General features: G+C 65.3%; 26 protein-coding genes. 14 read left to right on the top strand and 12 right to left on the bottom strand.

Annotation, left to right across the window (positions count from 1 at the left end; translation table 11 throughout):
* Position 1: 1 nt before the first annotated feature.
* Both AC3A6I_RS02340 and AC3A6I_RS02335 read left to right on the top strand, forming a co-directional pair.
* Positions 2–1,501: an MFS transporter gene (locus AC3A6I_RS02340; RefSeq protein ID WP_487541538.1), complete on the top strand. Its 1,500-nt coding sequence runs from the start codon at positions 2–4 to the stop codon at positions 1,499–1,501.
* A 180-nt stretch (positions 1,502–1,681) separates the two neighbouring features.
* Complete coding sequence (locus AC3A6I_RS02335; RefSeq protein WP_487541536.1) at positions 1,682–1,867, top strand: hypothetical protein; 186 nt, start codon at positions 1,682–1,684, stop codon at positions 1,865–1,867.
* A 63-nt stretch (positions 1,868–1,930) separates the two neighbouring features.
* Here the strand turns inward: AC3A6I_RS02335 and argB are convergent, their stop codons facing one another.
* Positions 1,931–2,821 (bottom strand): acetylglutamate kinase, encoded by an 891-nt coding sequence (gene argB / locus AC3A6I_RS02330; protein ID WP_487544970.1) that lies wholly within the window; start codon positions 2,819–2,821, stop codon positions 1,931–1,933.
* A 157-nt stretch (positions 2,822–2,978) separates the two neighbouring features.
* On the opposite strand from argB, the gene AC3A6I_RS02325 reads away from it, so the two are divergent.
* The 5 genes from AC3A6I_RS02325 (at position 2,979) to AC3A6I_RS02305 (ending at position 6,030) form a co-directional block, all read left to right on the top strand.
* Positions 2,979–3,527, top strand: a complete 549-nt coding sequence (locus tag AC3A6I_RS02325; RefSeq protein ID WP_487541534.1) for a sigma-70 family RNA polymerase sigma factor — start codon at positions 2,979–2,981, stop codon at positions 3,525–3,527.
* Positions 3,524–4,234: an anti-sigma factor gene (locus AC3A6I_RS02320; protein WP_487541532.1), complete on the top strand. Its 711-nt coding sequence runs from the start codon at positions 3,524–3,526 to the stop codon at positions 4,232–4,234. The genes AC3A6I_RS02325 and AC3A6I_RS02320 overlap by 4 nt, the downstream gene beginning before the upstream one ends.
* Positions 4,235–4,384: 150 nt before the next feature.
* Positions 4,385–4,948 (top strand): fasciclin domain-containing protein, encoded by a 564-nt coding sequence (locus AC3A6I_RS02315; RefSeq protein WP_487541531.1) that lies wholly within the window; start codon positions 4,385–4,387, stop codon positions 4,946–4,948.
* A 126-nt stretch (positions 4,949–5,074) separates the two neighbouring features.
* Entirely contained in the window at positions 5,075–5,578 is a 504-nt protein-coding gene (gene msrB / locus AC3A6I_RS02310) for a peptide-methionine (R)-S-oxide reductase MsrB (RefSeq protein ID WP_487541529.1), read from the top strand.
* A gap of 239 nt (positions 5,579–5,817) precedes the next feature.
* Positions 5,818–6,030: a hypothetical protein gene (locus AC3A6I_RS02305; RefSeq protein ID WP_487541527.1), complete on the top strand. Its 213-nt coding sequence runs from the start codon at positions 5,818–5,820 to the stop codon at positions 6,028–6,030.
* On the opposite strand, the gene AC3A6I_RS02300 is transcribed toward AC3A6I_RS02305, so the two are convergent.
* Positions 6,024–6,860, bottom strand: coding sequence for a prephenate dehydratase (locus AC3A6I_RS02300; protein ID WP_487541525.1), 837 nt, complete (start codon positions 6,858–6,860; stop codon positions 6,024–6,026). The two genes, AC3A6I_RS02305 and AC3A6I_RS02300, sit on opposite strands and share 7 nt — an antisense overlap.
* A 247-nt stretch (positions 6,861–7,107) precedes the next feature.
* Between AC3A6I_RS02300 and AC3A6I_RS02295 the strand changes: the two genes are divergently transcribed.
* Positions 7,108–7,881 carry a c-type cytochrome gene (locus AC3A6I_RS02295; protein ID WP_487541523.1) on the top strand — a complete coding sequence of 258 codons (774 nt, stop codon included), beginning with the start codon at positions 7,108–7,110 and terminating at the stop codon, positions 7,879–7,881.
* Between the two features lie 67 nt (positions 7,882–7,948).
* A complete protein-coding gene (locus AC3A6I_RS02290; RefSeq protein WP_487541521.1) occupies positions 7,949–8,896 on the top strand; it encodes a 2-hydroxyacid dehydrogenase in 948 nt (315 codons plus the stop codon).
* 303 nt (positions 8,897–9,199) lie between these two features.
* Here AC3A6I_RS02290 and AC3A6I_RS02285 read toward each other — a convergent pair whose 3' ends face one another.
* Both AC3A6I_RS02285 and AC3A6I_RS02280 read right to left on the bottom strand, forming a co-directional pair.
* Positions 9,200–10,117 (bottom strand): bifunctional helix-turn-helix transcriptional regulator/GNAT family N-acetyltransferase, encoded by a 918-nt coding sequence (locus AC3A6I_RS02285; RefSeq protein WP_487541520.1) that lies wholly within the window; start codon positions 10,115–10,117, stop codon positions 9,200–9,202.
* Positions 10,118–10,152: 35 nt separating this feature from the next.
* Complete coding sequence (locus AC3A6I_RS02280; protein WP_487541518.1) at positions 10,153–11,496, bottom strand: leucyl aminopeptidase family protein; 1,344 nt, start codon at positions 11,494–11,496, stop codon at positions 10,153–10,155.
* Between the two features lie 168 nt (positions 11,497–11,664).
* Between AC3A6I_RS02280 and AC3A6I_RS02275 the strand changes: the two genes are divergently transcribed.
* Complete coding sequence (locus AC3A6I_RS02275; RefSeq protein ID WP_487541516.1) at positions 11,665–12,447, top strand: tetratricopeptide repeat protein; 783 nt, start codon at positions 11,665–11,667, stop codon at positions 12,445–12,447.
* Between the two features lie 123 nt (positions 12,448–12,570).
* On the opposite strand, the gene AC3A6I_RS02270 is transcribed toward AC3A6I_RS02275, so the two are convergent.
* From AC3A6I_RS02270 to AC3A6I_RS02235, 8 genes are all read right to left on the bottom strand, one after another.
* Complete coding sequence (locus AC3A6I_RS02270) at positions 12,571–13,584, bottom strand: type II secretion system F family protein (RefSeq protein WP_487541514.1); 1,014 nt, start codon at positions 13,582–13,584, stop codon at positions 12,571–12,573.
* 9 nt (positions 13,585–13,593) lie between these two features.
* Positions 13,594–14,568, bottom strand: coding sequence for a type II secretion system F family protein (locus tag AC3A6I_RS02265; protein ID WP_487541512.1), 975 nt, complete (start codon positions 14,566–14,568; stop codon positions 13,594–13,596).
* Positions 14,569–14,570: 2 nt separating this feature from the next.
* Positions 14,571–16,046: a TadA family conjugal transfer-associated ATPase gene (locus AC3A6I_RS02260; RefSeq protein WP_487541510.1), complete on the bottom strand. Its 1,476-nt coding sequence runs from the start codon at positions 16,044–16,046 to the stop codon at positions 14,571–14,573.
* 12 nt (positions 16,047–16,058) lie between these two features.
* A complete protein-coding gene (locus tag AC3A6I_RS02255; protein WP_487541508.1) occupies positions 16,059–17,339 on the bottom strand; it encodes a CpaE/TadZ family protein in 1,281 nt (426 codons plus the stop codon).
* Between the two features lie 15 nt (positions 17,340–17,354).
* Positions 17,355–18,827, bottom strand: coding sequence for a type II and III secretion system protein family protein (locus AC3A6I_RS02250; RefSeq protein WP_487541506.1), 1,473 nt, complete (start codon positions 18,825–18,827; stop codon positions 17,355–17,357).
* Positions 18,824–19,744: a Flp pilus assembly protein CpaB gene (gene cpaB, locus AC3A6I_RS02245; RefSeq protein WP_487541504.1), complete on the bottom strand. Its 921-nt coding sequence runs from the start codon at positions 19,742–19,744 to the stop codon at positions 18,824–18,826. The genes AC3A6I_RS02250 and cpaB overlap by 4 nt, the downstream gene beginning before the upstream one ends.
* Positions 19,745–19,872: 128 nt before the next feature.
* Positions 19,873–20,385: an A24 family peptidase gene (locus AC3A6I_RS02240; RefSeq protein WP_487541502.1), complete on the bottom strand. Its 513-nt coding sequence runs from the start codon at positions 20,383–20,385 to the stop codon at positions 19,873–19,875.
* Positions 20,386–20,507: 122 nt separating this feature from the next.
* A complete protein-coding gene (locus AC3A6I_RS02235) occupies positions 20,508–20,735 on the bottom strand; it encodes a Flp family type IVb pilin (protein WP_487541500.1) in 228 nt (75 codons plus the stop codon).
* Between the two features lie 351 nt (positions 20,736–21,086).
* On the opposite strand from AC3A6I_RS02235, the gene AC3A6I_RS02230 reads away from it, so the two are divergent.
* The 4 genes from AC3A6I_RS02230 to AC3A6I_RS02215 all read left to right on the top strand — a co-directional run bounded on the left by AC3A6I_RS02230 (position 21,087) and on the right by AC3A6I_RS02215 (position 23,489).
* Positions 21,087–21,530: a pilus assembly protein N-terminal domain-containing protein gene (locus AC3A6I_RS02230; protein WP_487541499.1), complete on the top strand. Its 444-nt coding sequence runs from the start codon at positions 21,087–21,089 to the stop codon at positions 21,528–21,530.
* 178 nt (positions 21,531–21,708) lie between these two features.
* The gene (locus tag AC3A6I_RS02225; RefSeq protein WP_487541497.1) at positions 21,709–22,236 is read left to right on the top strand and encodes a TadE/TadG family type IV pilus assembly protein; all 528 of its coding nucleotides are present in this window, start codon (positions 21,709–21,711) and stop codon (positions 22,234–22,236) included.
* Positions 22,236–22,808: a TadE/TadG family type IV pilus assembly protein gene (locus AC3A6I_RS02220; RefSeq protein ID WP_487541496.1), complete on the top strand. Its 573-nt coding sequence runs from the start codon at positions 22,236–22,238 to the stop codon at positions 22,806–22,808. Before AC3A6I_RS02225 ends, AC3A6I_RS02220 begins: the two co-directional genes overlap by 1 nt.
* Positions 22,809–22,865: 57 nt before the next feature.
* Complete coding sequence (locus tag AC3A6I_RS02215; protein ID WP_487541494.1) at positions 22,866–23,489, top strand: HAD family hydrolase; 624 nt, start codon at positions 22,866–22,868, stop codon at positions 23,487–23,489.
* Positions 23,490–23,531 lie beyond the last annotated feature (42 nt).

Below are 23,531 nucleotides of genomic sequence, written 5' to 3'. Positions count from 1 at the left end.
CATGAGCCATCCCTTCCATGTCCCCCAATCCAAGGCGGATGCTGATCCGCGCCGCTGGGTCGCACTGTTCGTGCTGCTGCTCGCCAGCTTCATGAACCTGATGGACGTGACCATCGTGAACGTGGCGCTGCCGAGCCTGCAGGAGAACCTGGGCGCCACGCCCAGCGAGATCGAGTGGGTGATCGCCGCCTATGTGCTCAGCTTCGCGCTCGGCCTGCTGCCGTTCGGCCGGCTCGGCGACATCGTCGGGCGGACGCGCATGTTCCTCATCGGCGTTGCCGCCTTCACGCTGGCTTCGGCCTTCTGCGGGCTGGCGCCGTCGATCGAGTGGCTGATCTTCGCGCGGGTACTGCAGGGGCTTGCCGGCGCGGCGATGACGCCGCAGGTGCTGGCCATCGCGCAGGTGACCTTCCCACCCGAGGAAAAGGGACAGGCCTTCTCGCTGTTCGGGCTCAGCGCCGGCCTTGCGGCCGTGTCCGGCCCGATCCTGGGCGGCATCCTGATCGCGCTCGATATCGGTGGGCTCGACTGGCGGCCGATCTTCCTCGTCAACATCCCGTTCGGCATCCTCGCCGTGGTCGCGGGGTGGTTCCTGATCCCGCGCACCCCGGGTCACCCCGGCCTCAAGAACGACTATGTCGGCATCCTTCTGTTCGGTGCCGCCATCGTTGCGATCGTCTTTCCGCTGATCGAGGGCCACACTGTCGGCTGGCCGGCCTGGACCTGGGGGCTGATGGCGCTGTCTGCGGTTCTCGCCGTTGCCTTCATCTGGTGGCAGCGCCAGCGCGCCGCCGAGAACCAGCCGCAGCTGCTCAACTTCAGCCTGATCAGCAATCCGAACTACCTGCTCGGCCTCGTCATCACCACCATCTTCGCCTCGGGCATTCCGGCGATGTTCATGGTGCTGTCGCTGATGCTGCAGTCTGGCTACGGTTTCACCCCGCTCGAATCCGGCCTCACCAACACGCCCTTCTCCGTCGGCGTGCTCACGGTGTCGCTGTTCATCGGCCGGCTGGGGCAGAAATACCTGCGCACCCGGCTCGGGCTGGGCGCGGCCATCCTCGTGGTCGGCATCACCTGGCTCGACCTGACCATTCGGGGGCTGGGCGAGACGACCAACCACTGGGTGTTCCTGCCGCCGCTCTACCTCGCTGGGCTGGGGCTCGGGCTCGGCTTTTCGGGCCTGTTCCAGTCGGTGCTGGCGGGCGTGCCGCCGCGCGATGCCGGGGCCGGCTCGGGCGCGCTGCAGGCCTTCCAGCAGATCGGCGGCGCGGTGGGCGTGGCGCTGGTGGGCGAGATCTTCTTTTCCGGCCTTGCCGCGCAGTTCGCGACGGGAGCGCCGCCGCACACGGCCTTTGCCGAGGCTGCTGCACCGGCGATCATCTACCAGATCGTCGCGTTCGCGCTGGTGGTGGTGCTTGTGCCATTCCTCAAGATCAAGCGTCCCGAGGACGCCGGCGGGCAGCATGCGCCGGCCGCCCCGGTGGTCGCCGAAGCCTGAGCCGGAAGGGGCGCTGCGGCGCCCCTTCCCTTACTGCCGGCGGGGCGCGCGTTGCCGGTTTACCACTGGCTAACCAATGGTTTCGAAAACAGTTCAAATGCCACAGATGGGCCCGGCTCCGCCCACAATCCGGCCCCGCCCCGATGCGAGTTGGCTCGTGCCAGACCATCGGAGCGCGCCATGAACAGCAGCCTCACCACTTTCGCCGCGACTGCCCTCGTCCTGTTCCTGCTGGGGCAGTCCATCGCCCAGGCCGTCAAGGCCGACGAGACCGCGGCAGTGCCAAACGTCACCACCCATGTAACGGCGCAGCGTGGCGCGGATACACTCGCCTCGGGCGTAAAGACGCCGTGGCTGAAGCAGTAGCGACGCGGGCGGATTGCGCCCGCATCCCGCCGCAACCACGGTCAACAACGCCGGCCCCGCCGTCTACCGAACGATCAGCGTACCCGCGCCATGCTCGGTGAACAGCTCGACCAGCACCACGTGCGGGGTCTTGCCGTTGAGGATCACCACGCCCTCGACGCCCGTCTCCAGCGCCTCGAGGCAGGTCTCGACCTTGGGGATCATGCCGCCCGAAATCGTGCCGTCGGCGATCAGCGCCTTGGCATCGCGCACCGTCAGTTCGGGGATGAGCTTCTTGTTCGCGTCGAGCACACCGTCGACGTCGGTCAGGAACAGCAGGCGCTTGGCGCCGAGCGAGCCGGCAATGGCGCCGGCAAAGGTATCAGCATTGATGTTGTAGGTGGCGCCGTCGCGGCCGGGAGCCACCGGCGCGATCACCGGGATCATCTCGGAACGCGCCAGCGTATCGAGCAACGTGCGGTCGACTTCCACCGGCTCGCCGACAAAGCCGAGATCAAGCACGCGCTCGATATTGGAGCCGGGATCCTTGACGGTCTTCACGGCCTTTTTGGCAAAGACCATGTTGCCGTCCTTGCCGCAGAGGCCGATGGCCCACTCGCCCTCGGCATTGATCAGCGCCACGATTTCCTTGTTGATCGAGCCGGCCAGGACCATCTCGACCACTTCCATGGTCCGCTGGTCGGTGACGCGCAACCCGCCCTCGAACTTGGACTCGATGCCGAGATTCTTCAGCATCGAGGCGATCTGCGGGCCGCCGCCATGCACGACGATCGGATTGACGCGCGACTGCTTCAGGAGCGCGATGTCGCGGGCGAAGGCGCGACCAAGCTCGGCATCGCCCATGGCGTGCCCGCCATATTTCACGACGACGGTCTTGCCCTCATAGCGCTGCATGTAGGGCAGCGCCTGCGAGAGGACGGCTGCGTCTCGTGAAAACGTCTCGATGTCCGGCATGGCGCGCAAAGTATCCATTGTCCTCGTCCCTATAGCGCATTCACCAGGAGTCGAAAGCGCTTTCCAAGTCCCCACCCCGGCTTCAACCGAACAATCGCGAAGATTTCGTGACTGCGGCGGGATAGGCAGGTGCAAAGCCTTTGGTTATGGTCCGGCCATGACGAGCCCCGCGAGCGCCGAGATCGCCGACCTCATCGCCCGCACCGCGCTGCGGGACCGCGCCGCGTTTCGCGAGCTCTACACGCGGACGAGCGCGAAACTTTTCGGGGTGGCGCTCCGTATTCTCAAGGACAGGGCGGAAGCCGAGGAGGCGCTGCAGGACGTCTACGTGAAGATCTGGCAGCGTGCCGACCGCTACGTGCAGGGCGCCTACAGTCCGATCAGCTGGCTGGTGGCAGTGGCGCGCAACCATTCGCTCGACGTGCTCAGGGCCCGCAAGCCGGCCGGCGACGATATCGATGAACAGCTCGACCTGGCCGATGGAGGGCCGGATCCCGAGCAGGCCTCGATCCAGAGCTCGGAGCGCGCGCAGATCGAGGGATGCCTCGAAACGCTCGAGCCCGACAAAGCCGATTGCGTACGGGGCGCCTATCTCGACGGCTACAGCTACGAAGACCTGGCGACGCGCCACAGCGTGCCGCTCAACACCATGCGAACCTGGCTCCGACGGAGCCTGATCAAACTGCGGGACTGCCTTTCGGCATGAGCACGGACGGACACAGCGGCGCGAGCGAGGACGACCGGATCCTGGTCGCCGAGTATGCGCTCGGCCTGCTGGAAGGCAGCGAGCGCGGCGCCTTCGCGCGCCGTGTCGCCGCCGAGCCGGCGCTGGCCGCGGAGCTCGCCCTGTGGCGCACACGGCTCTCGAGCCTCGATACCCAGTTCGCCGAAGCCACCGCGCCCGCCGGCGCCCTCGCGCGCATCGAGACCCGGCTGTTCGGCGCCCCGACCCGCAGGAGCCTGTGGGATTCGCTGGCGCTGTGGCGCGGGCTGACCGCGGCGGCGGCCGCCGTCGCCGTGCTGGCGGTGGGCTTCAACCTGATGCAGCCACGCGTCGATGCCGATGTGCTGGCCACGCAGCTGGTCGCCGCCATCCAGGCCCAGGAGGGTTCGGGCGTCGAGTTCGTCGCCTTCTACGATGCGGCACAGGGCCAGGTGCGCATCCGCTCGCTCAGCGGCGAGGCCGTGCCCGATCGCGATTACGAACTCTGGTACATCAAGGGGGATGCCCCCGCCGTATCGATGGGCGTGCTGCCCGTCAACGAGCGCCGAGAGATCCCGCTCGATGCGGCCGCCAGGGCCAATATCGAAGCCGGCACCGTGTTCGCCATCACGCTCGAGCAGAAGGGCGGCTCGCCCACCGGCGTCGCCCAGGGCCCGATCGTCGCCGTCGGCACGGCGACCGAGATCTAGGCCACGCGCCTACGAGAGCGGCCGCGAAAAAGTTTCGCAAATAATCCGTGCCGCGACCAGAATTGATCCGAAACTGAGCCGAAACACCTTCCGTAACTCCGGGTGCCTTTCCGCAACACAATGCGGATGCATCCAGAGGAAGGAACAAACATGAAGCTCTCCACCCTGCGCGTACTTGCCATTTCGGCCATGCTTTCGGTCACCGCCATTTCCGGCGCCGCCCATGCCGAGAACCCGATGGTCGGCGGCATGCCGATGTACGAGAACAAGGACATCATCGACAACGCGGTGACCTCGCCCGACCACACCACGCTGGTTGCTGCGGTGCAGGCCGCCGGCCTCGTCGAGACGCTGAAGGGCGAAGGCCCATTCACCGTGCTCGCCCCGGTCAATGCGGCCTTCGACGCCCTGCCGGCCGGCACCGTCGACAGCCTGCTCAAGCCCGAGAACAAGGAGCAGCTCACCAAGATCCTGACCTGCCACGTGATCCCGGCCAAGGCACTCGCCGCCGACATCACCAAGATGGTCATGGACGATGGCGGCGAGCACAAGGTCGAGACGGTGGGCGGTTGCGTGCTGACGCTGAAGGCCGCGGACGGCAAGGTCACCATCACCGATGAAACCGGCGGCGTCGCCAACGTGACGATCGCCGACGTCATCCAGTCGAACGGCGTGATTCACGTCATCGACAAGGTGCTGCTGCCCAAGATGTAACCTTTGCCGCCACGACGGCGAATGAAGCATTGATCGTGTCCCGTCCGCCCCGGGCGGGACACGGCCATTTGTGGTGTGCGGCGGCCGATGCCCCGCTAGGATGGTTGCCAGCAAGGAGTGCTCGAAATGCGCAAGGATCGGCGGAATTTCCTGTTCGGTGGCGCGGCGGTCGCTGCGATCGGCGCCGCAGCGTTCATCATGCGGCCGATGGGCCGGAGCGTCGCGGCCGAAGGCACATTCGAGATCACCATGACCGAGGACGAATGGCGGGCCAAGCTGCCGGCCGACGTGTTCGAGGTGCTGCGGCACGAAAACACCGAGTTTCCCGGTACCTCGCCGCTGCTGGAGGAGCACCGTCCCGGCACCTTCTCCTGCGCCGGCTGCGACCTGGCGCTGTTCGATGCCGCCACCAAATATGAGAGCCACACCGGCTGGCCAAGCTTTTACCAGCCGCTCGACAACGCGGTGGGCGAGAGCACCGACACCCTGCTCGGCTATCCGCGCACCGAGGTCCACTGCCGCCGCTGCGGCGGCCACCTGGGCCACGTCTTCCCCGACGGCCCCCCGCCCACCGGCCTGCGCTACTGCATGAACGGGCTGGCGCTGAAGTTCACGCCGACGGCGGCTTAGTGCCGGGCGGCTCGCCCCCTCCACCAGCTACGCTGGTCCCCCTCCCCCGCTACGCAGGGGAGGATCACGGCGAGATCGTGCCACAGCAGGTCCTCCACCGTGAAACGGGGGAGGGGGACCGCCGAAGGCGGTGGAGGGGGCGGCCACATGCACGCCCGCCGAACCTGAACACCCCCATCAGACCTTGTTAACAAACTCGGGCGCATTCTCATCAACATCGAGCCCAAAGGAGGCTTGTCATGTTGAAGTCCGTCCGCGTTCCCCACCACCTGATCGCCATGGCCGAAATGCAGCGCGCCGCGACCCGCGAGGTCGGCGCCCCGCTCTACCTGCCGGCGTTCCAGCACGAAATTCTCGAAGCCGAAGCGCGGCGCGAGGACGACGAAAGCGATCTCGACTGGGGCGTCACGGCCGACCTGCCGACCGCCGAGGACGACGACGACTTCTACTGAGCCTCGCTCGAGGAAGCCGCCGGGTAGACGCCCAAAATCCGGAAATGGTCGGTGAAGAATTGCAGCTCCTCGAAGGCGAGCTGCACCGACCGGTCGACCGGGTGGCCCTCGATATCGGCGTAGAACTGGGTGGCGGTGAACGAGCCGTCGAGCATGTAGCTCTCGAGCTTGGTCATGTTCACCCCATTGGTGGCAAACCCGCCCATCGCCTTGTAGAGCGCCGCGGGCACGTTGCGCACGCGGAAGACGAACGTGGTCTTCACCTTGCCGTTGCCGGGCTTGGCCTCTTCGGGTTGCTTTGAAATCACGAGGAAACGCGTGGTGTTGTGCGCGGCGTCCTCGATATTGGGGGCGATGACCTCGAGCCCGTAGACCTCGGCGGCAAAGCGCGAGGCGATGGCGCCCACCGACTTGTCGCCGTTCTGCGCGATCTCGCGGGCCGAGCCGGCCGTGTCGACGGCGTTGATGGTCTTGAGCTTGTGCTTGGTGATGAACTTGCGGCACTGGCCCAGCGCCACCGAGAGCGACTGCACCGACTTGATCTCTTCGAGCTTGGTGCCCGGCAGGCCGAGCAGGTTCATCTCGATGCGCAGGAAGTGCTCGCCGGTGATGTGGAGCCCGCTTTCCGGCAGCAAATGGTAGATGTCGGTGATGCGGCCATAGAGCGAGTTTTCCACCGGCACGACGCCGTAGTCGGCAGCGCCGTTCTTCACGGCGGCTATGGTGTCCTCGAAGGTGGTGCAGGGCAGCGCCTCGTCACCGGGAAAGAGCGCGTGGGCCGCAGCATGGCTGAAGGCACCCGGTTCCCCCTGGAACGCGATCTTTTTCATTCTCTTGCAACCTTAGGACAGGACAAAGCGCGGCCTTAATGCGACCGGCGCAAGCTCAAGTCAATGTTGAGCAATCTGCTCCTGTTTCCATCGTGTCGCAGGCGGCGGATCGCGGTTGCACCCCAAGGTATGAGCGAATATCTTCCCGGCGCGTCGGGTCGGGCCTTGCAGGGCCGGACGAGGGTCGCTATGGCCTCGTCATTCCCGCCGCCTCGAGAACCGGGCTCAAAAGGCTAAGATACCCGCGATGGATTCTTTCGAACTCAACAAGATCATTGGCGCCGTTCTCGGCACCCTGCTGTTCGTCATGGGCGTAGGGTTCCTGGCGGAAGCCATCTACCACCCCATCCAGGACCGTGGCCCGGGCTACACCCTGCCAGAGCCGGAAGTGGCCGAGGCTGGCGGCGAAGCCGCCCCCGAGGAGCCCACCGTGCCGCTCGCCGTACTCCTTGCCAGCGCCGATGCGGCCGCTGGCCAGGCTGCGGTGCGCAAGTGCTCGAGCTGCCACAATTTCGGTGCGGGCGAGCCCAACAAGACCGGCCCGCTGCTGTATGACGTCGTCGGCCGGCCGGAAGGCAGCCACGAGGGCTTTGCCTATTCCGACGCGATGCTCGAGCACCACGCCAACGGCGACACCTGGACGTTCGAGAATCTCGATCACTTCCTGATGTCGCCCAAGGACTACGCTCCTGGCACCAAGATGGCTTTCGCGGGCGTCAAGGATCCGGTGGAGCGCGCCAACATCCTCGCCTACCTGCAGACGCTGTCGGCCAACCCGGTCGCCTTCCCGGCACCCGAGGCCGAGGCTGCCGCGCCGGCAGAGGCTACCGCGCCGACCGATGGTGCTACCCCGGCGACGCCGACCGACGCAGACGCCGTCGCGACGCCGACCGAATCGCAGAGCGAAACGCCAGTGCAGGGCACCCCGACCACCAGCGCTCCGGGCAGTGGCGAAACGCCGGCGACCGACGCGCCGACCGCGCCGGGCACCCAGCAGCCTGCCGCTCCGGCAACGCCGTAATCGGACACCGATTTTTCTTCATGAGCCGCGCCCCTGGTGCGGCTCATTTCTTTGGGGGGATCTCCGTATGACCTTGCTGCTGCACCTGGCCGATTTCAACGAGCGCCGCTGGGCCGATGGCTTCGCCGCCGCCCTGCCCGGCCGCAAGGTGGTGACGCGCGCCGACAGCTACGATCCAGCCGAGATCGAATACATCTTCATCTGGAAGCCCAAGCCGGACGCCTTCGACGGGCTGGTCAACCTCAAGGCGGTGCTCTCGCTGGGCGCCGGCGTCGATGCACTGCTGCGCCATCCCAACCTGCCGCGCAACGTGCCGGTCGTCCGCTTCATGGACGAGGACCTGACGCAGCGCATGAGTGACTATGTGCTCGCCGAAGTCACCCGTCACCACCGGCTCGACACGCGCTTCAAGCGCGATCAGGCGGCCCGCAAGTGGGTACAGCTCTACCCGGCCCCGGCTTGGGACGCCAATGTCGGCGTGATGGGTCTCGGCCAGCTCGGCATGGATGCGATCCGGCACCTCAAGGTGTTCGGCTACAAGCTGCGCGGCTGGAGCCGCACCCCCAAGGCGGTCGAGGGCGTCGAGGTGTTCACCGGAGCCGCCGAGTTCGACGCGTTCCTCAACGGTACCGACATTCTCGTGAACCTGCTGCCGCTGACGCCCGAAACGCACGGCATCCTCAACTACGACACGTTCTCCAAGCTTCGTGGCGGCGGGTTGGATGGCGAAGGCCCGGTGGTGATCAACGCTGCCCGCGGCGGCCACCAGAAGGAAGCCGACATCGTCCGCGCGCTGGGCGACGGCACGCTCAAGGCTGCCAGCCTCGACGTGTTCGAAGTCGAGCCCCTGCCCCGGGACTCCCCGCTCTGGACCCTCGACAATGTCTACATCACCCCCCACATCGCCGCCGCCTCGAGCGAGCGCACCGGCGTCGCGTACTTCTCGCGGGTGATCAAGGACCACGAGCAGGGCCTACCGCTGCCCAACGTTGTGGATCTGAACCGGGGCTATTGAACGCTTCCGGGTCGATTCGTTCAGTTTGGGGGCTCGCGTTCCGGTCGGACATCGCCACAATCTCGTTGGTCATTTCCAGGGCGTATTTTGCCATGGACGGGGGTGGCGGGGACAAGTCCGAGACGGGCGGCGGGACGCCCGGTTTCGCAGTCTTTCGGGGTGACGAACGGCAAGGAAGAGGCAGCGTGGCTGCCGTTTCAGCGTGGCCCTGATGAACCGGTCATTGACGTCGGATGAACGGAATTGGGCCGCCATCCGGAAAAGGGCCGCCCAGTTGCCACATGGATGAACGGGAGCCGCAGGCTACAGCTCCAGCTCCCAGTATTCGCCGATAAGGTCCTTGCCAAAACTGTGGTGCGGTTTGCTTTCCACCAGAGTGAAGCGGGTGGCGGCATAGACTTTGCGCGCCGCAACCAGGTCGGACTGCGTCCACAGCCGGATCTTGCGATAGCCCTTGTCGCGGGCGAAGGCGACGACCTGGTCGACCAGCAGCTTGCCGACGCCCAGCCCGCGCGCCTCGCGCTCGACATAGAGCAGCCGCAGCTGCGCGACGCCGTTGCCGGCATCTACGACGAATACCGAGCCGATGACCCGGCCCGAGCGCTCGGCGATCCAGCAGCCTTCGGTGGCGGGATCGAAATCCTGCAGGAACTTGCCGGCGATCTCGGCGGCCAGCCCTTCGTAGCTGCCGTTCCAGCCGAACTCCTCGGCATAGACCACCGCCTGCCGCGCCACGACATGGGCGATGTCGCCGATGCGGTGCGGACGGAGCACGATGGCGCCGCCCTCGTCCTCGCGTTCGAGGATGCGCAGGATCGTCTGCATCGCCGAGACCAGTTCGCCACGTTCGGTCTCGGTGAGCGGCGCGATGAGGTTGGCGATCGACTCGTCGGCGGCAAGGTTCTGCCGGGCGAAAACCTGATCGCCGTCGCGCGTCAGCGCCAGCTCACTGCGGCGGCGGTCGGCCGTGCCGGGGGTCACGGCAACGAGGCCCAGCGACACCAGTTTCTGCACCATGCGGCTCATGTAGGCCGGATCGACGCCCATGGCACGCGCGAGGTCGACCGCGCTCGCGTGACCCGCCGCCGACAGCTCATAGAACAGCCGGCTCTCGGCCGGGCTGAACTCGGTCTTGGAATAGTGCTCGTTGAACAGCCGCAGCCAGCGCGCGAAGGCGCGATTGAAGCGGCGAATCTCGGCAATGCGGGCGGTGTCATCCATGATGGATGACAGTAGCGGCTATATCATTGACTTTGTCAACAATATCGCTGCTTCAGGTATCCGTACACGGCGCGGATGCCCTGGTCCGTCCCGCCCCAGGTCCGGCCCGGCCGCGCTTCCGGCGCCCAGGCGTAAATATCGAGGTGCGCCCAGGACTTAGCCTGCCTGACGAAGCGACGAAGGAACAGCGCCGCCGTGATCGAACCGGCAAAGCCGCCGGCCCCGGCATTGTTCACATCGGCGATCTTGCTCGAGATCATCGACTCGTACGGGGTCCACAGCGGCAGCTGCCAGAGCGGATCGTCGAGCGCAGTCCCGGCATCCATCAGCGCGCGCGCCAGCACATCGTCCGTGGCATAGAGCGGCGGCAGCTCGGGTCCGAGCGCCGTCCGCGCTGCGCCGGTCAGCGTCGCCATGTCGACGATCAATTCCGGGCTCTCCTCGTCGGCCAGCGCCAGCGCATCACCGAGGATCAGCCGGCCTTCGGCATCGGTATTGCCGATCTCGACCGTGGTGCCGTTGCGGGCGCGCAGGATGTCGCCGGGGCGGAAGGACGGGCCGGCAATGGCATTCTCGACGATCGGGATTAGGACGCGCAGCCGCATCCGGAGCTTGGCTTCGATGATCGCGTGGGCCAGCCCGAGGATGTTGGCGGCGCCGCCCATGTCCTTCTTCATCAGCGCCATGCCCGAGGCCGGCTTGATGTCGAGCCCGCCGGTATCGAAGGTAACCCCCTTGCCCACCAGCGTAATTTTCGGATCCTTGGCCTTGCCCCAGCTGAACTCGACCAGCCGCGGCGCCTCGGAGGCGGCCCGGCCGACCGCATGGATCATAGGGAAATTCTGCTTCAGCAGCTCGTCCCCGGCGACGACGCTCACCTCCAGCTTGTGCCGCTTGGCGAAGGCGCGGATCTGCTTCTCCAACGCATCGGGCCCCAGATCGTTGGCCGGCGTGTTCACCAGATCGCGCGCCAGGTAGGCGGCTTCGGCGAGGCGCGTCACCTCGGCCATGTCGGCCCCCTCGACGTCGTCGAGCAGCGCCGGATCGCGCGGCTTCCTGTAGCTGTCGAAGCGGTAGGCGCCGAGCCGGAAGCCGAGGGCCGCCAGAGTCGGATCGCCGAACTCGCCCTCGAGACGGTAGCGGCCGGGCTCGAGCACCGCGGCGGCGTTGCCCAGGATCAGGCCGGGACGACCGGCCGGGGCGCCGAGGCCGAAGAGGTAACCGGCGACCGCGCCATCCTCGCCTGGCAGCGCCAGCAGCTTGCCGCGCTGACCCGAAAAGCCCTGCGATTTCGCCCATCTGGCCTGCGTTGGCGTCAGCGCTGCGGGCAGGCTCCCCTCCTCCACGGCGATGAGGGGGAGCGACTTGGTCTTGGCCATGCTTGGAAATCCGGTCGGCGAGTGAGGTGGATTTGTGTACGCCCGACAGTGGCGCGTGACAACGGCCGGGGCTCGTGCGCAACGCGGCTTAACCGGCCGTTAGGGTTAATCAATTATTGCTGGCTATGGGCTCACTCTCGCAAAACGCATCGCCCGGAGAAGTGTCTCGTGTCGTTCCGCCTCGTCTCGCCATCGCTGGAGCCTCTCGCTCGCCTGCTGCTGTGCGGCGTTGCCGCGCTGGCGCTATCGGCCTGCGCCACGAGCCCGATGACCACGGGCAGCATCGGCACCGAGGCCAGCCTGCCGGCAAGCAAGCAGGGCGAGGCGCTGGCGCGCCTGGCCGCCCTCTACAAGAAGAAGCCGGCGGACAAGGCGACGATCATCTACTACTCGGCCGCGCTGCGGGCGAATGGGCAACCGGAGCAGGCGGCGGCGGTGCTCGAGGGCGGCATCAGCAAGCACCCCAACGACGTCGACGTTCTCGTCAACTATGCCAAGGCACTGTCGGCGGCGGGCCGCTTCGACCAGGCGCTGAATATCGTCGAGCGCGCCATCGATCCGACTGCTCCCAACTGGAACGCGCTGCTGGTCAAGGGCGCCATCCTCGACCAGCAGGGGCGCAACGCCGAGGCGCGCCGGGTCTACGGCACGGCGCTCAAGATCGCGCCGAACCAGCCTTCGCTCCACGCCAATCTCGGCCTCTCCTACATGATGACCAACGACCTCGACAAAGCTGAGGCCGAGTTGCGAACGGCCGTCAAGCTGCCGGGCGCCACGGGCCAGATCCGCCAGAACCTCGCGCTGGTGCTCGGGCTTCAAGGCCGGTTCGAGGAGAGCCGCGCGCTGTTCGCGGCCGAGCTGCCGGCCGACCAGGTCGAGGCCAACATGGCCTATATCCGCTCGGTGCTGACCCAGCAGAACCGCTGGGATCGGGTGAAGGCGGCAGGATAGGAAGTGGGAATAGAAGGTAGAAGGTAGAAGGTAGAAGGTAGAAGAACAAAGGCGCCGACGAGGCGCCTTTCTAATTTCTAATTTCTAATTTCTAATTTCTAATTCCTACCTTCTACTTCCCACTCAGCCGCCGCCGTTGAAATACGACATCGAGAACACCCGGATGATCGCGGGCGAGATGATGACGATGAACAGCACCGGCAGGAAGAACACGATCAGCGGCACGGTCAGCTTGGGCGGCAGCGCGGCGGCCTTCTTCTCGGCCTCCATCATGCGCTGCTCACGGCCTTCCTCCGCCATCACGCGCAACGCGGTGCCAACAGAGGTGCCGTGGCGTTCGGCCTGGATCAGGGCCTGCATCACCGCCTTGACGTTGTCGAGGCCGGTGCGTCGACCCAAATTGTCGTAGGCCTTGGTGCGATCCTCGAGGAAGCTCAGCTCGGCCGTCGTCAGCGTCAGCTCTTCTGCGAGCTCCACCGACTGGTTGCCGATCTCCTTGGCGACGCGCTTGATCGCGTGTTCCACCGACATGCCGGATTCGACGCAGAGCAGCACCAGGTCGAGCGCATCGGGCCAGGAGCGGCGGATGGATTGCTGGCGCTTCACCGTCTGATTCTTGAGCAGGATGGCCGGCAGGAACGAGCCGATGAGGCCCGCGAACAGCGCGTAGAGCGCATTGAGCCAAAGCGGCTTGTCCGAGAAGGGACCGATCGCGAGGTAGGCGAAGACGAGGAAGCCGAGGATGATCGGCGTCACGAAACGCAGGAACAGCCAGGTGGTCACGGCCGAGGGGCTGCGATAGCCGGCGCGCGACAGCTTTTCGACGGTGTTCTCGTCCATGAACGCCTTTTCGAGCGAGAAGCGCTCGACGACGTTCTTCATGTACTCCCTGCCGGTGGCCTGGCGGATGGTGCGCGTCGGCTGATCGGCGCCAGCATTGGCCGAGCCGCGCAGGCGCGCCATCTCCTGGGCGCGCATCTTCTCGCGCTCGAGGGCGACGCGCTTGATGCGCTGGCGGACCTTGGAGCCGCCGGAAAAAAAGGTGGCGCCCAGCGAGAACACCACCGCGGCCGCAGCAATGGCGGCGAGCGCGGCGGTGAGGAACTGGGTATTGGTGAGGGTGGCGACGATGTCCAAGGCTGGCTCCTAGACCTCGAACTGGATCATGCGGTTCATGATGAAGCCGCCCAGGAACATCAGCAACGCGGCGACGCCGAGCATCACATTGCCGATCGGCGTCTCGATCATGGGCAGCAGGTAGCCCGGCGTCGTCAGCGACACGAGGATGGCGACGATGATGGGCAGCGAGCCGATGATGCCGGCCGAGGCCTTGGCTTCGGACGACATGGCCTTCACCTTGGCCTTCATCTTCTTGCGGTTGCGCAACACGCGGCTGAGGTTGGTGAGCGCTTCGGAGAGGTTGCCACCAGCCTGCGCCTGCACGGTGATGACCACGATGAAGAAATTCACCTCGGACACCGGCACGCGGTCGTAGAGTGTGGTGATCGCTTCCTGGATGGTCATGCCGACAGCCTGCTGGTCGATGACGCGCTGGAAGTCGGACTTGATCGGCTCCTTGGCCTCCTTGGCGACGAGGCGCATCGAATCGTTGAGCGGCATGCCGGCCTTGACGCCGCGCACGATGGCTTCCACCGCATTGGGCAGCTCGTCGAGGAACTGGTTGCGATAGCGCTTGCGCCGATGGCCCAGATACATCTGGGGCAGCAGGTAGCCGCCCGCGACGCCGAAGACGAGGCAGTAGAGCAGACCGAGCTGCAGCACGAAGCAGAAGGCGAAGACGATGAGGCCGACGATCACCGAGTTGCGGATGAACGCCACCGGTTTGATCTTCATGCCGGCCTGGTAGATCTTGTCGCGAAGGTTCGCCTTCTTCTTTTTCTCGAGCGCCTCGCTCTGCGCCTTGAGCGTCTGCTGCAGCTCCTTGCGGCGGCTCTCGCGCGCCCGCGACGCGTCGGTATTGGCGCGGGTGGCGCGCGTCTCGGTCTGCAGCGCCTTCATGCGCTTGTCGGCACGCCCACCGCCCATGAGCGCAGGAACGAAGGCGAGGCCGGCGGCGCCGACGGCGAGGGCTGCAAGCACGGCGAGGATGATCGGGGTCATGGCTATACCTGCCTGCCGATCATCTCGTTGTGCTCGATGTTGGACTTCTCGAGCGCATCGACGAGGTTGGCTTCCTCGTTGAAGTAACGGGCGCGCTCGGTGAACTGCGGCTTGGTGATACCGGTCGAGCGGTGGCGGCCGATCAGGCTGCCGTTCCCGTCTTCGCCGAGGATGTCGTAGAGGAAGATATCCTGGGTGACGATGACGTCGCCTTCCATGCCCAGCACCTCGGAGATGTGGGTAATGCGGCGCGAACCGTCGCGCAGGCGGGCGGCCTGGACGACCACGTCGATCGAGGAGACGATCATCTCGCGGATGGTGCGGCTGGGCAGCGAGTAGCCGCCCATGGTGATCATTGATTCAAGACGCGACAGCGCCTCGCGCGGCGAGTTGGCATGGAGCGTGCCCATCGAGCCGTCGTGGCCGGTGTTCATGGCCTGCAGCAGGTCGAACGCCTCGGGTCCGCGCACTTCGCCCACGATGATGCGTTCGGGACGCATGCGCAGGCAGTTCTTGACGAGGTCACGCATGGTGATCTCGCCCTCGCCCTCGAGGTTGGGCGGCCGGGTTTCGAGACGCACCACGTGCGGCTGCTGCAGCTGCAGTTCGGCCGAGTCCTCGCAGGTGATGACTCGCTCATCCTTTTCGATGAACCCGGTCAAGCAATTGAGCAGGGTCGTCTTGCCCGAGCCGGTACCGCCGGAGATCAGGATGTTGGCGCGCACGCGGCCGAGGATGCGCAGCACCTCGGCGCCCTCGGGCGAGATGGAGTTGTACTTGACAAGCTGGCTGAGGGTCAGCTTGTCCTTTTTGAACTTGCGGATGGTGAGCGCGGCGCCGTCGATGGAAAGCGGCGGGGCGATCACGTTGACGCGCGAGCCGTCCGGCAGGCGGGCGTCGCAGATGGGCGAGCTTTCGTCGACACGGCGGCCGACCTGGCTGACGATGCGCTGGCACACGTTCATCAGGTGGGCGTCGTCGCGGAAACGGACATTGGTGAGCTTCACCTTGCCGCCGACCTCGATGTAGCAGCGCTGGCTGCCATTGACCATGATGTCGGCGATGTCGTCGCGGGCGAGCAGCGGCTCGAGCGGGCCGTAGCCGAGCACATCGTTGCAGATGTCCTCGAGCAGGTCTTCCTGCTCGGAGATGGACATGATGATCGACTTGAGTGCGATGATCTCGGCGACGATGTCGCGGATTTCCTCGCGCGCCGTCTCCTGCTCCATGGTGGCGAGCTGAGACAGGTCGATCGAGTCGATCAGCGCGTTGAAGATCGCCGACTTGGTCTGGAAATATTCCTTGTCGCGCGTGGCGGCCTCGGGGCTGCGCACGTCGATGATCTCGTCGGGGCGCTTGGCGGTGTCGAGCGCACGCGCGGGTTCGAGGCGGGAGGCCGGGACGACCGGTGCGACCGGACGGGGCGGGGTCGCGGCCCCCGGTGTGTTACCGCCGAAACTGGTACGCTTACCGAACATTCAGCCAGCCTTTCAGGCGCGCTTCTTCTTCATCATGAACGAGGGCAGCTTCAGGCCGGATGCCCTGGCAGCCGAACGCTCGGGCGCGCTGCGGCCGGTGACATGCAGCCCGATGGCACGGAAACCCTCGTTCGCCTTGTTGTTGGCGGCAACCTCGGCGATCATCTGGCCGTTGTTGGCGGCGGTACCGAAGGTCTGGGCGTCGAAGCCGATCTGGCCGAGCAGCCGGCATTCCACCGAGGCGGCGAACTCGTTGGCCGCGATCTCGGGGCGGCGCGGCACGCCGAGCTTGTTGATGACCAGCAGCGGCTCGCTCTCGGTGGGGCGCAACGCCTTGATGGTGTCGGAGAGGTTCTTGGCGTTCCTCAGGTTGGCCAGGTCCGGCTCGGCGACGATGATAACCTCGTCGATCATCGACAGGGTGTAGCGCACCCAGGCGTTCCAGACATGCGGAATGTCGAGGATGACGACGGGCGTCGACTTCTGGCTGAGCTCGATGATGTGCTCGAACTCGCGCTCCTCGAAATCGAAGGTGCGGTCGAGCATGGCCGGCGCGGTCAGCAGATTCACGTGGTTTGCCGCCTTGCTCATCAGGCGGTCCAGCATGGTCTGGTCGAGCTTGGCGTTCGGGGCGATGGCGTCGGCGATGCCGTGCGGCGGATCCTGGTTGAAGTCCAGGCCGGCGGTGCCGAAGGGGAAGTCGAGGTCGAGGATCAGCGTATCCTGGCGCAGGTTCTGGCTGATGGCCCAGGCGACATTGTGCGCCACGGTGGAGGCGCCGGCGCCACCCTTGGCGGCAATGAAGCCGATGGTACGGCCGATGGGCGCGGCGCCCTCGGCAGCGAAGAGATCGGTGATGGCCGAGACGATAGCCTGCGCGCCAGCCGGCAGTACGATGTACTCGGAAACGCCGGAGCGGATCAGCTCGCGATAGAGCAGCACGTCGTTGGCGTGGCCCAGCACGATGATACGGGTGGTGGCGTCGCAGACTTCGGCCAGCCGCTCCAGCGCCGGCAGGATCTCATCGGGAGACTGCGAGGTCTCGACCATGATGAGGTTGGGCGTCGGGTTGGTCTTGTAGGTCTCGATGGCGCCTTCGATGCCGCCATTATGGGTGGTGAGCGCCACCTTGGACATGCGCCGGTCATGCACGGTCGACTCGACCAGCTCGGCGGTCTGGCTGTGCTCGCAGAAGGCCTGGACGGTGATGCGCGGGATCAGGCGCGCGCCGGAGGCCACATCCAGGGCCGGCTCCTCGGCAGCCTTGGCGGTGTCGCGGGAGAGGAAACTCATGACCAACTCACTCCATCAATCCAGCAGGAAACCGACCGAGCCGTCGTAGCTCCCGCGGGTTCCAGCCGGGCCGACCCCGTAGATCGACTCTATGTGTCCCAGGAAGATAGCCTCTGCATCGTTAGCAAATGCCGTACGATCGGTTGGCAATTCGGGCTGACCGGTGGCCGGCTTGGCCAGATACGGGGTGACGAGGAAGACCAGCTCGGTCTTGAGCGTGGTGAAGTCGCGCGAGCGGAACAGCGCCCCCAGGATCGGAATGTCGCCGATGCCGGGCATGCGGCTGATTTCCTGGCTGGTGCGCTCGTCGAGCAGGCCGGCGATCGACAGGGTCTGGCCGACGCCGAGCTCGACATTGGTCGAGACGTCGCGTGTATTGAGCGCGCCCTCGGAACCGGTCGGCTCGGAGACATTGCTCGCCACCTGCAGGGCGACGACGCCACCCGACTTGATGGTCGGGGTGAAGGCGAGGTCGATACCGTAGGGCTTGAAGGAAGTGACCGGATTGCCGTCGGAATCGAAGGTGCGGTAGGGCAGTTCGCCGCCGGCATGGAAGGTGGCTTCCTGCCCCGACATCGCAACCAGGACCGGCTCGGCCAGCAGGCGCACGGCGCCCTTGGTTTCGAGGGCACGCACTGCCACATCGATGTTGGCGCTACCGAACGGCATTTCGATCGGCAGCCCGGCCTGCACGCCATTGGGCAATTCGGTCATCGGGTTGTTGAACTGGCCGCTCACCCCGCCGATCGAGAAGGTGCTGGTGAGGTTGATGCCGAGCTGCTTGGCGACCTCGCGCTTCACTTCCGCCACGGTCACCTTCAGCATGACCTGCTGGCTGCCCGAGATGCTCATCACGCTGGTGACGTTTTCCGGCGAGCCGGCGAACTGCTGGGCGATGGTCAACGCTTTGTCGGCGTCGTCGGCGCTGGTCGCGCGGCCCGACAGCACGATCCGGTTGACCGTCTTGCCATCGGCATCGGACATGGTGACGGCCTCGACCTCGATCGGCGAGTTCGGGATCACCTTGGCGAAGGTGTCGCGCAGGACCGACGCGACGCTGACGCCGGTCGTGCTGGCGCTGCCCTTGGTGCCGACGTCGAGCACGACGATGGTGCGCCCGGCGGCATCGAGGAAGAAGATGTTGGTTTCGCCCGAGCCGGTGGCCTGGATGATGGCGCGGCGCTTGGAGCGAAGGATGGCGTTCGCGACACCGGGTTGCGAAACGATGACCTCGTGCACGTCGGCAGGCAGGTCGACAAGCATCGACTTGTTGACGTCGAGCGTCACGTTCTGGGTGCGCCCGTAGCTGCCGCTGACCTTGAGGTGGTTCGTGTCGGCGGCGTGGGCCGGCTGCAACGCCAGCGGCGTCAGTCCGAGAACCAGTGCAAGGGCGGTGGCCACTGCCGTCAAGCGCAGGGTCTCACCGAGAAGGCTCCGCCCGGTGGGGGCGTTCGGGGCCGGAAACATCACGTTGTCCTCACGCTTCATTCTGTGGGCTCTTCTGAGCCGGCATCGGCCCCATCGACGATCTCTTCGGGCGGCAGATCTTCGACCGGCTGATCGTCGAAGGAGGCATCAGTCACCGCGACATCCGGCGTGCTGTTGCCGGACGGCATCACGCTGGCAGAGCTGCCGAAGCGGATCATCTTGATGGCGCGGCTGGTCTCGTTGCGGGACACTTCGGGGCTGGTCTGAGCGAAGTCGGCGATGGACCGCAGGGCCAGTGAAAGCGTGCCGAGTCGCGTGGCGTTGATGATGAGCTCACCCTGGGCGGGGGTCAGTTCGAGCGTGGCTACCGTAGAGCCCGAGAAGGTCTTCACCTCGGGCGCATCCTTGTTGCCGTTGTCGTCATCCTTGCTGCCGGTGTTGACCTGGCCCAACCGGGTGCCAAGGGCCAGTATTTTGACGTTGGCGAGGATAGTCTGGCTGATCCCATCGCGGGTCAGCACAACGTCGACGCGGTCGTTGGGGACGACAAAACCGCCAGCGGCAGAGTCGGACTTGACCGGCACGGAGACGCCGCGCATGCCCTTGGTCAGCACTGCCGAGAGATATCCCTGGTTGGAACGGACAAGTTTCAGCCCGGTGATCGGCTCGCCGGCGAAGATTTCGAAGCGAGCCACCGCGTCGTTCATCTCGGTCAGCGCGTCGGGCGCCGCCGCTTGCGTGATGTATTCGGGGCGGACGGCGAGCTCGGGCCAATCCTGCCACTGCATCAGATTGCGGTTGAGGCGCTGGGCGACGCCGATCGAGTCCTTGGCGACGAGAACCTTGACCTTTTGTTCCTCGACGACCTCGGTGCGGGTCTGAACCTGAGGCGGTGTCGATCCGCGCGTGGCGAGAAAGGCGGCAAGACCGCCAGCCACCAGCGCCACGACCAAGAGGATTATGCGCGAGGCATTCATCGCCCGAACTCCACAACGAGGCTCTTCTGAGCCTCTGCTACAGCGTGGGCCGACTATCCGGACAAAGGGTCAAAGTTTGGTTAATCGATGCTTGTCGAATACGGTTAAGAACTCGTATCCGAAAGTCTTCAGCTGATGAGAAGCTGAAAAACCGTGCTCATCGGATAGACGATGAGGGCACCTGCGGCGAGCGCGATGCCGTACGGCACGCCGGTCTTGGCATCGTGCAGGCGGCCGATCCAGGGTACCGTCTTCAGGGTGGCGGAGAGCGGCCGCCGGCGAACGACGACCAGCACGATGGTAAGCACGCCGCCCAGCAGCGAAGCGAAGAGCAGGAAAGGCAGAACCTGGCCAAGACCGAACCAGAGGGCGATGCCTGCGATCAACTTCGCATCGCCACCGCCTATCCAGTTCAGCGCGAACAGGCCGAAGCACACCGCCAGCGCGAGGACGGCAGCGGCGACGTGCCAGCCGATGGCCTCAAACGGCAGGCCGGCGACCAGCGCGACGACGAAGAAGCTCACGACCAGGCCAAGCACCAGCTTGTTGGTAATCTTCAGGCTCATCAGGTCCGAGCCTGCGGCGGCGAGCATGAAAGCCGGGAAGACGAACAATACGGGAATCGTCACGAAGCTGGGCATGATGAATCTGCGCGAGGGATGGATCGGCCCCAGTCTCGGCTGGCGATGGTTAAGAAAGCAGAAAGGGGCCACTGCCGGCCCCTTTCGCTTACCTACGGTCCTCGGTTGAGGACGCCATATTCTTAGTCGCCGGCCGGAGCGGTCACGGGGTCGTTCACGGTCGGATCGAGCTGATTGGTGGTGATCGTGCCACCGAGCTGGTTCGAGATACCAGCGAACAGGCCACTGAGGTTGCCGCCAAGCGCGGTGGCAGCGAGGATGATACCGACGGCGATGAGCGCGGCAATCAGGCCGTACTCGATCGCGGTGGCGCCGGATTCGTCGTTCACGAAACGAGCGAAAGTCTTCATTTGTATTTGGCTCCTTGCACACGTCATTCTATTTGGTCGCATCGGCTGGATGCGTCTGCACCGTTCGATACGTCACACATCGAACATGACCGAACGCTATTCGGGCTGTCTTGACATTGAGTTAATTGCAGAGCCCGGAAACCCCCGGAATGCAAGGCTTTTTGGCATGATGAACGCCGCGTTACAGTGCTCGTTACAAGTCGCTCCAGGTCCGCAAGTATTCGTTCATCCGCGACGCCCGCATAATACTGCAACCAAGGCGAACACCCCTGGCGAAGCGGGCATTTGCGAATTGTTCACCATTCCGCGCAACACTCTGTTTGTCTTCGCGCCGCCTATTCAGGGTCTTCCATGCCGCTCTCTTCGAGACTAGTCGCCGCAATCGTTGCGACGGTGCTGGCCACCGGCCCCGTGCTGGCGCAGGCCGAGCCGGTGACCGTGAAGCCCAATATGGCCCGCATCCTGAGGATCAGCGCACCGGCTTCCACGGTGATCGTCGGCAACCCGGGCATCGCGGATGTGACCATCCAGGATCCGCAGACGCTGGTGCTGACCGGCAAGAGCTTCGGGCAAACCAACCTGATCGTGCTGGACGGCCGCGGCGAGCCGATTGCCGACACCATGATCGAAGTGGTGCAGGACACAGCGGACCTCGTTACCGTGTATGTGGGCGGCACGCGCACCAGCATGGCCTGCGAGCCCGTGTGCCAGCCCATCATCATGCTCGGCGACGATGCCGGATATACCGGCCAGACCATCAGTGCGGCCAAGGCCGTCGAGAGCGCGGCGCAGTAACCGCGGCTTAACCATCGGCCCGCGTCACATGCAAATGCGGTCGTCGTACTAACCAATCGATAGGTGGAAGACGGTAGGTTCGCGCCGAAACTGGTGCGAATTACGGACTTTCATGCAGAAGCGCCCGAGTCTGTTGGGACGGCTCGCGTCGCCGGCAATGCGCCGGTGGCGGCTGTTCATGCGCGACGAGACCGGCGTGACGGCGGTCGAGTTCGCCATCCTGGCCCTGCCCTTCTTCTCCATCATCGTCGCGATCATGGAGACTTCGGTCATCCTGCTGGCCGGGGCGATCCTCGACAGCGCCGTGCAGGATACGTCGCGCGTCATCCGCACCGGCCGCGCCCTCACCTATGATGCCGAGGCGTTCCGGGAGCAGCTCTGCGGCCGGCTTTATGGGATGTTCGACTGCACCTCCGGCCCGAACGAGCGGCTACGGATCAACGTCGAGGTCATCAACGACTTTGCTTCGTCGTCACCGATGCCCTCACCGGTGCAGACCGGCGCGGCCTGCATCAACAGCCAGTGTGGGTGGTTGATGTCGGACGACTTCAACGGCGGCACGCCGGGAGAGAACGACGTCGTCATGGTGCGCGCCTACTATAAATGGCCGACCCTCATCAACTTCCCCGGCTTCAACTTCAGGAACCTGCCCGATGGCTCTCGGCTGCTCGGCGCGGTTCGCATCTTCATGAACGAGCCGTTCTGATGCGAAGCTGGCTGCTGCACAGGATCGGCCGGCTGTCGCGAGACACCCGCGGTGTCGCGGCGGTGGAGTTCGCGCTGATCCTGCCGCTATTGCTGCTGCTCTATATCGGGTCGGTCGAAGCCACGCTGCTCTATACTACCGACCGCGGCGTAGCGACGATTGCCAGCACCGTGGCCGATCTGGTTGCGCGCTCCAAGACCACCGTGAACAAGAGCAATCTCGACGATTACTTCCTCGCCGCGACGAACGTGCTGAAGCCCGGCGCGACCGAGGATCTCACGCAGGTCGTGTCGCTGATCAGCATCGACGCGGATGGCGTCGCCACCGTGGTTTGGAGCGCAGCCAGCTCCGACGGCGCCGAGCGCGAGCCCGACGACGAGTTCCCGCTCGCTGCCGACAGCGAGATCAGCCAGATGGCGCGCAACGCCAGCGGCTTCCTGGTGGTGGGCGAAGCGAGCTATCCCTATGTCCCGATGACTGGCCTCGGCATCCCCGCTACGGTGAACCTGCGGCATGTCGAATACTTCCTGCCGCGGCGCGAACGCGAGATCATATATGATCCAAACGCGTGAGCTTGCCCCCGGCCACGGGGCGTGCCATTAGCCGGCATCCCCAAATCGAGGCCGGCCATGCAAGACACCCTGATCCCTGTGTTCGATCTCGGCGGGGTGTTCGTCGACTGGAACCCGATGTACCTGTTCCGCAAGCTCTTTGAGACCGAGGAGGAGGCGCAGTGGTTCTGGGACAATATCTGCACCAAGGACTGGAACCTCGAGTTCGACGCCGGCGACATTTTCGCCGAGGGCGTGGCCAAGCTGATCACGCGCTATCCGCGCTACTGGCGCGAGATCCAGGCCTTCGACCTGCGCTGGAAAGAGACGCTGGGCGAGTTCATTCCGGGCACGATCGCCATCCATGAGGAACTGATCGCGGCCGAGGTCCCGACCTTCGCGATCACCAATTTCTCGTGGGAGAAGTGGGTGAGCTGCCTCGGCGAATGGCCGTTCCTCGAAAAGTTCGACGGCGTGGTGGTGTCGGGGCTCGAAGGGTTGGTGAAGCCCGATCCGCGCCTCTACCGCGTGTTCTGCGAGCGCTACGGGCTGGCGCCGGAAGCCTGCGTGTTCATCGACGACAGCGAGCCGAACGTGGTTTCGGCGCGCAAGTTCGGCATGCAGGCGATCCACTTCACCGGCGACAGCAAGGCGCTGCGCAAGGAGCTGATCGAGCTGGGGCTGCCGCTGAAGAAGAAGTGAGAGAGAAGGTAGAAGGTAGAAATTAGAAGGTAGGGAGCCGGT

The sequence above is a fragment of the Devosia sp. Soil_C_22 genome (assembly GCF_057657195.1).
The sequence above is the reverse complement of the archived record's forward strand: the minus strand, read 5'-3'. Positions and strand labels throughout refer to the sequence as shown.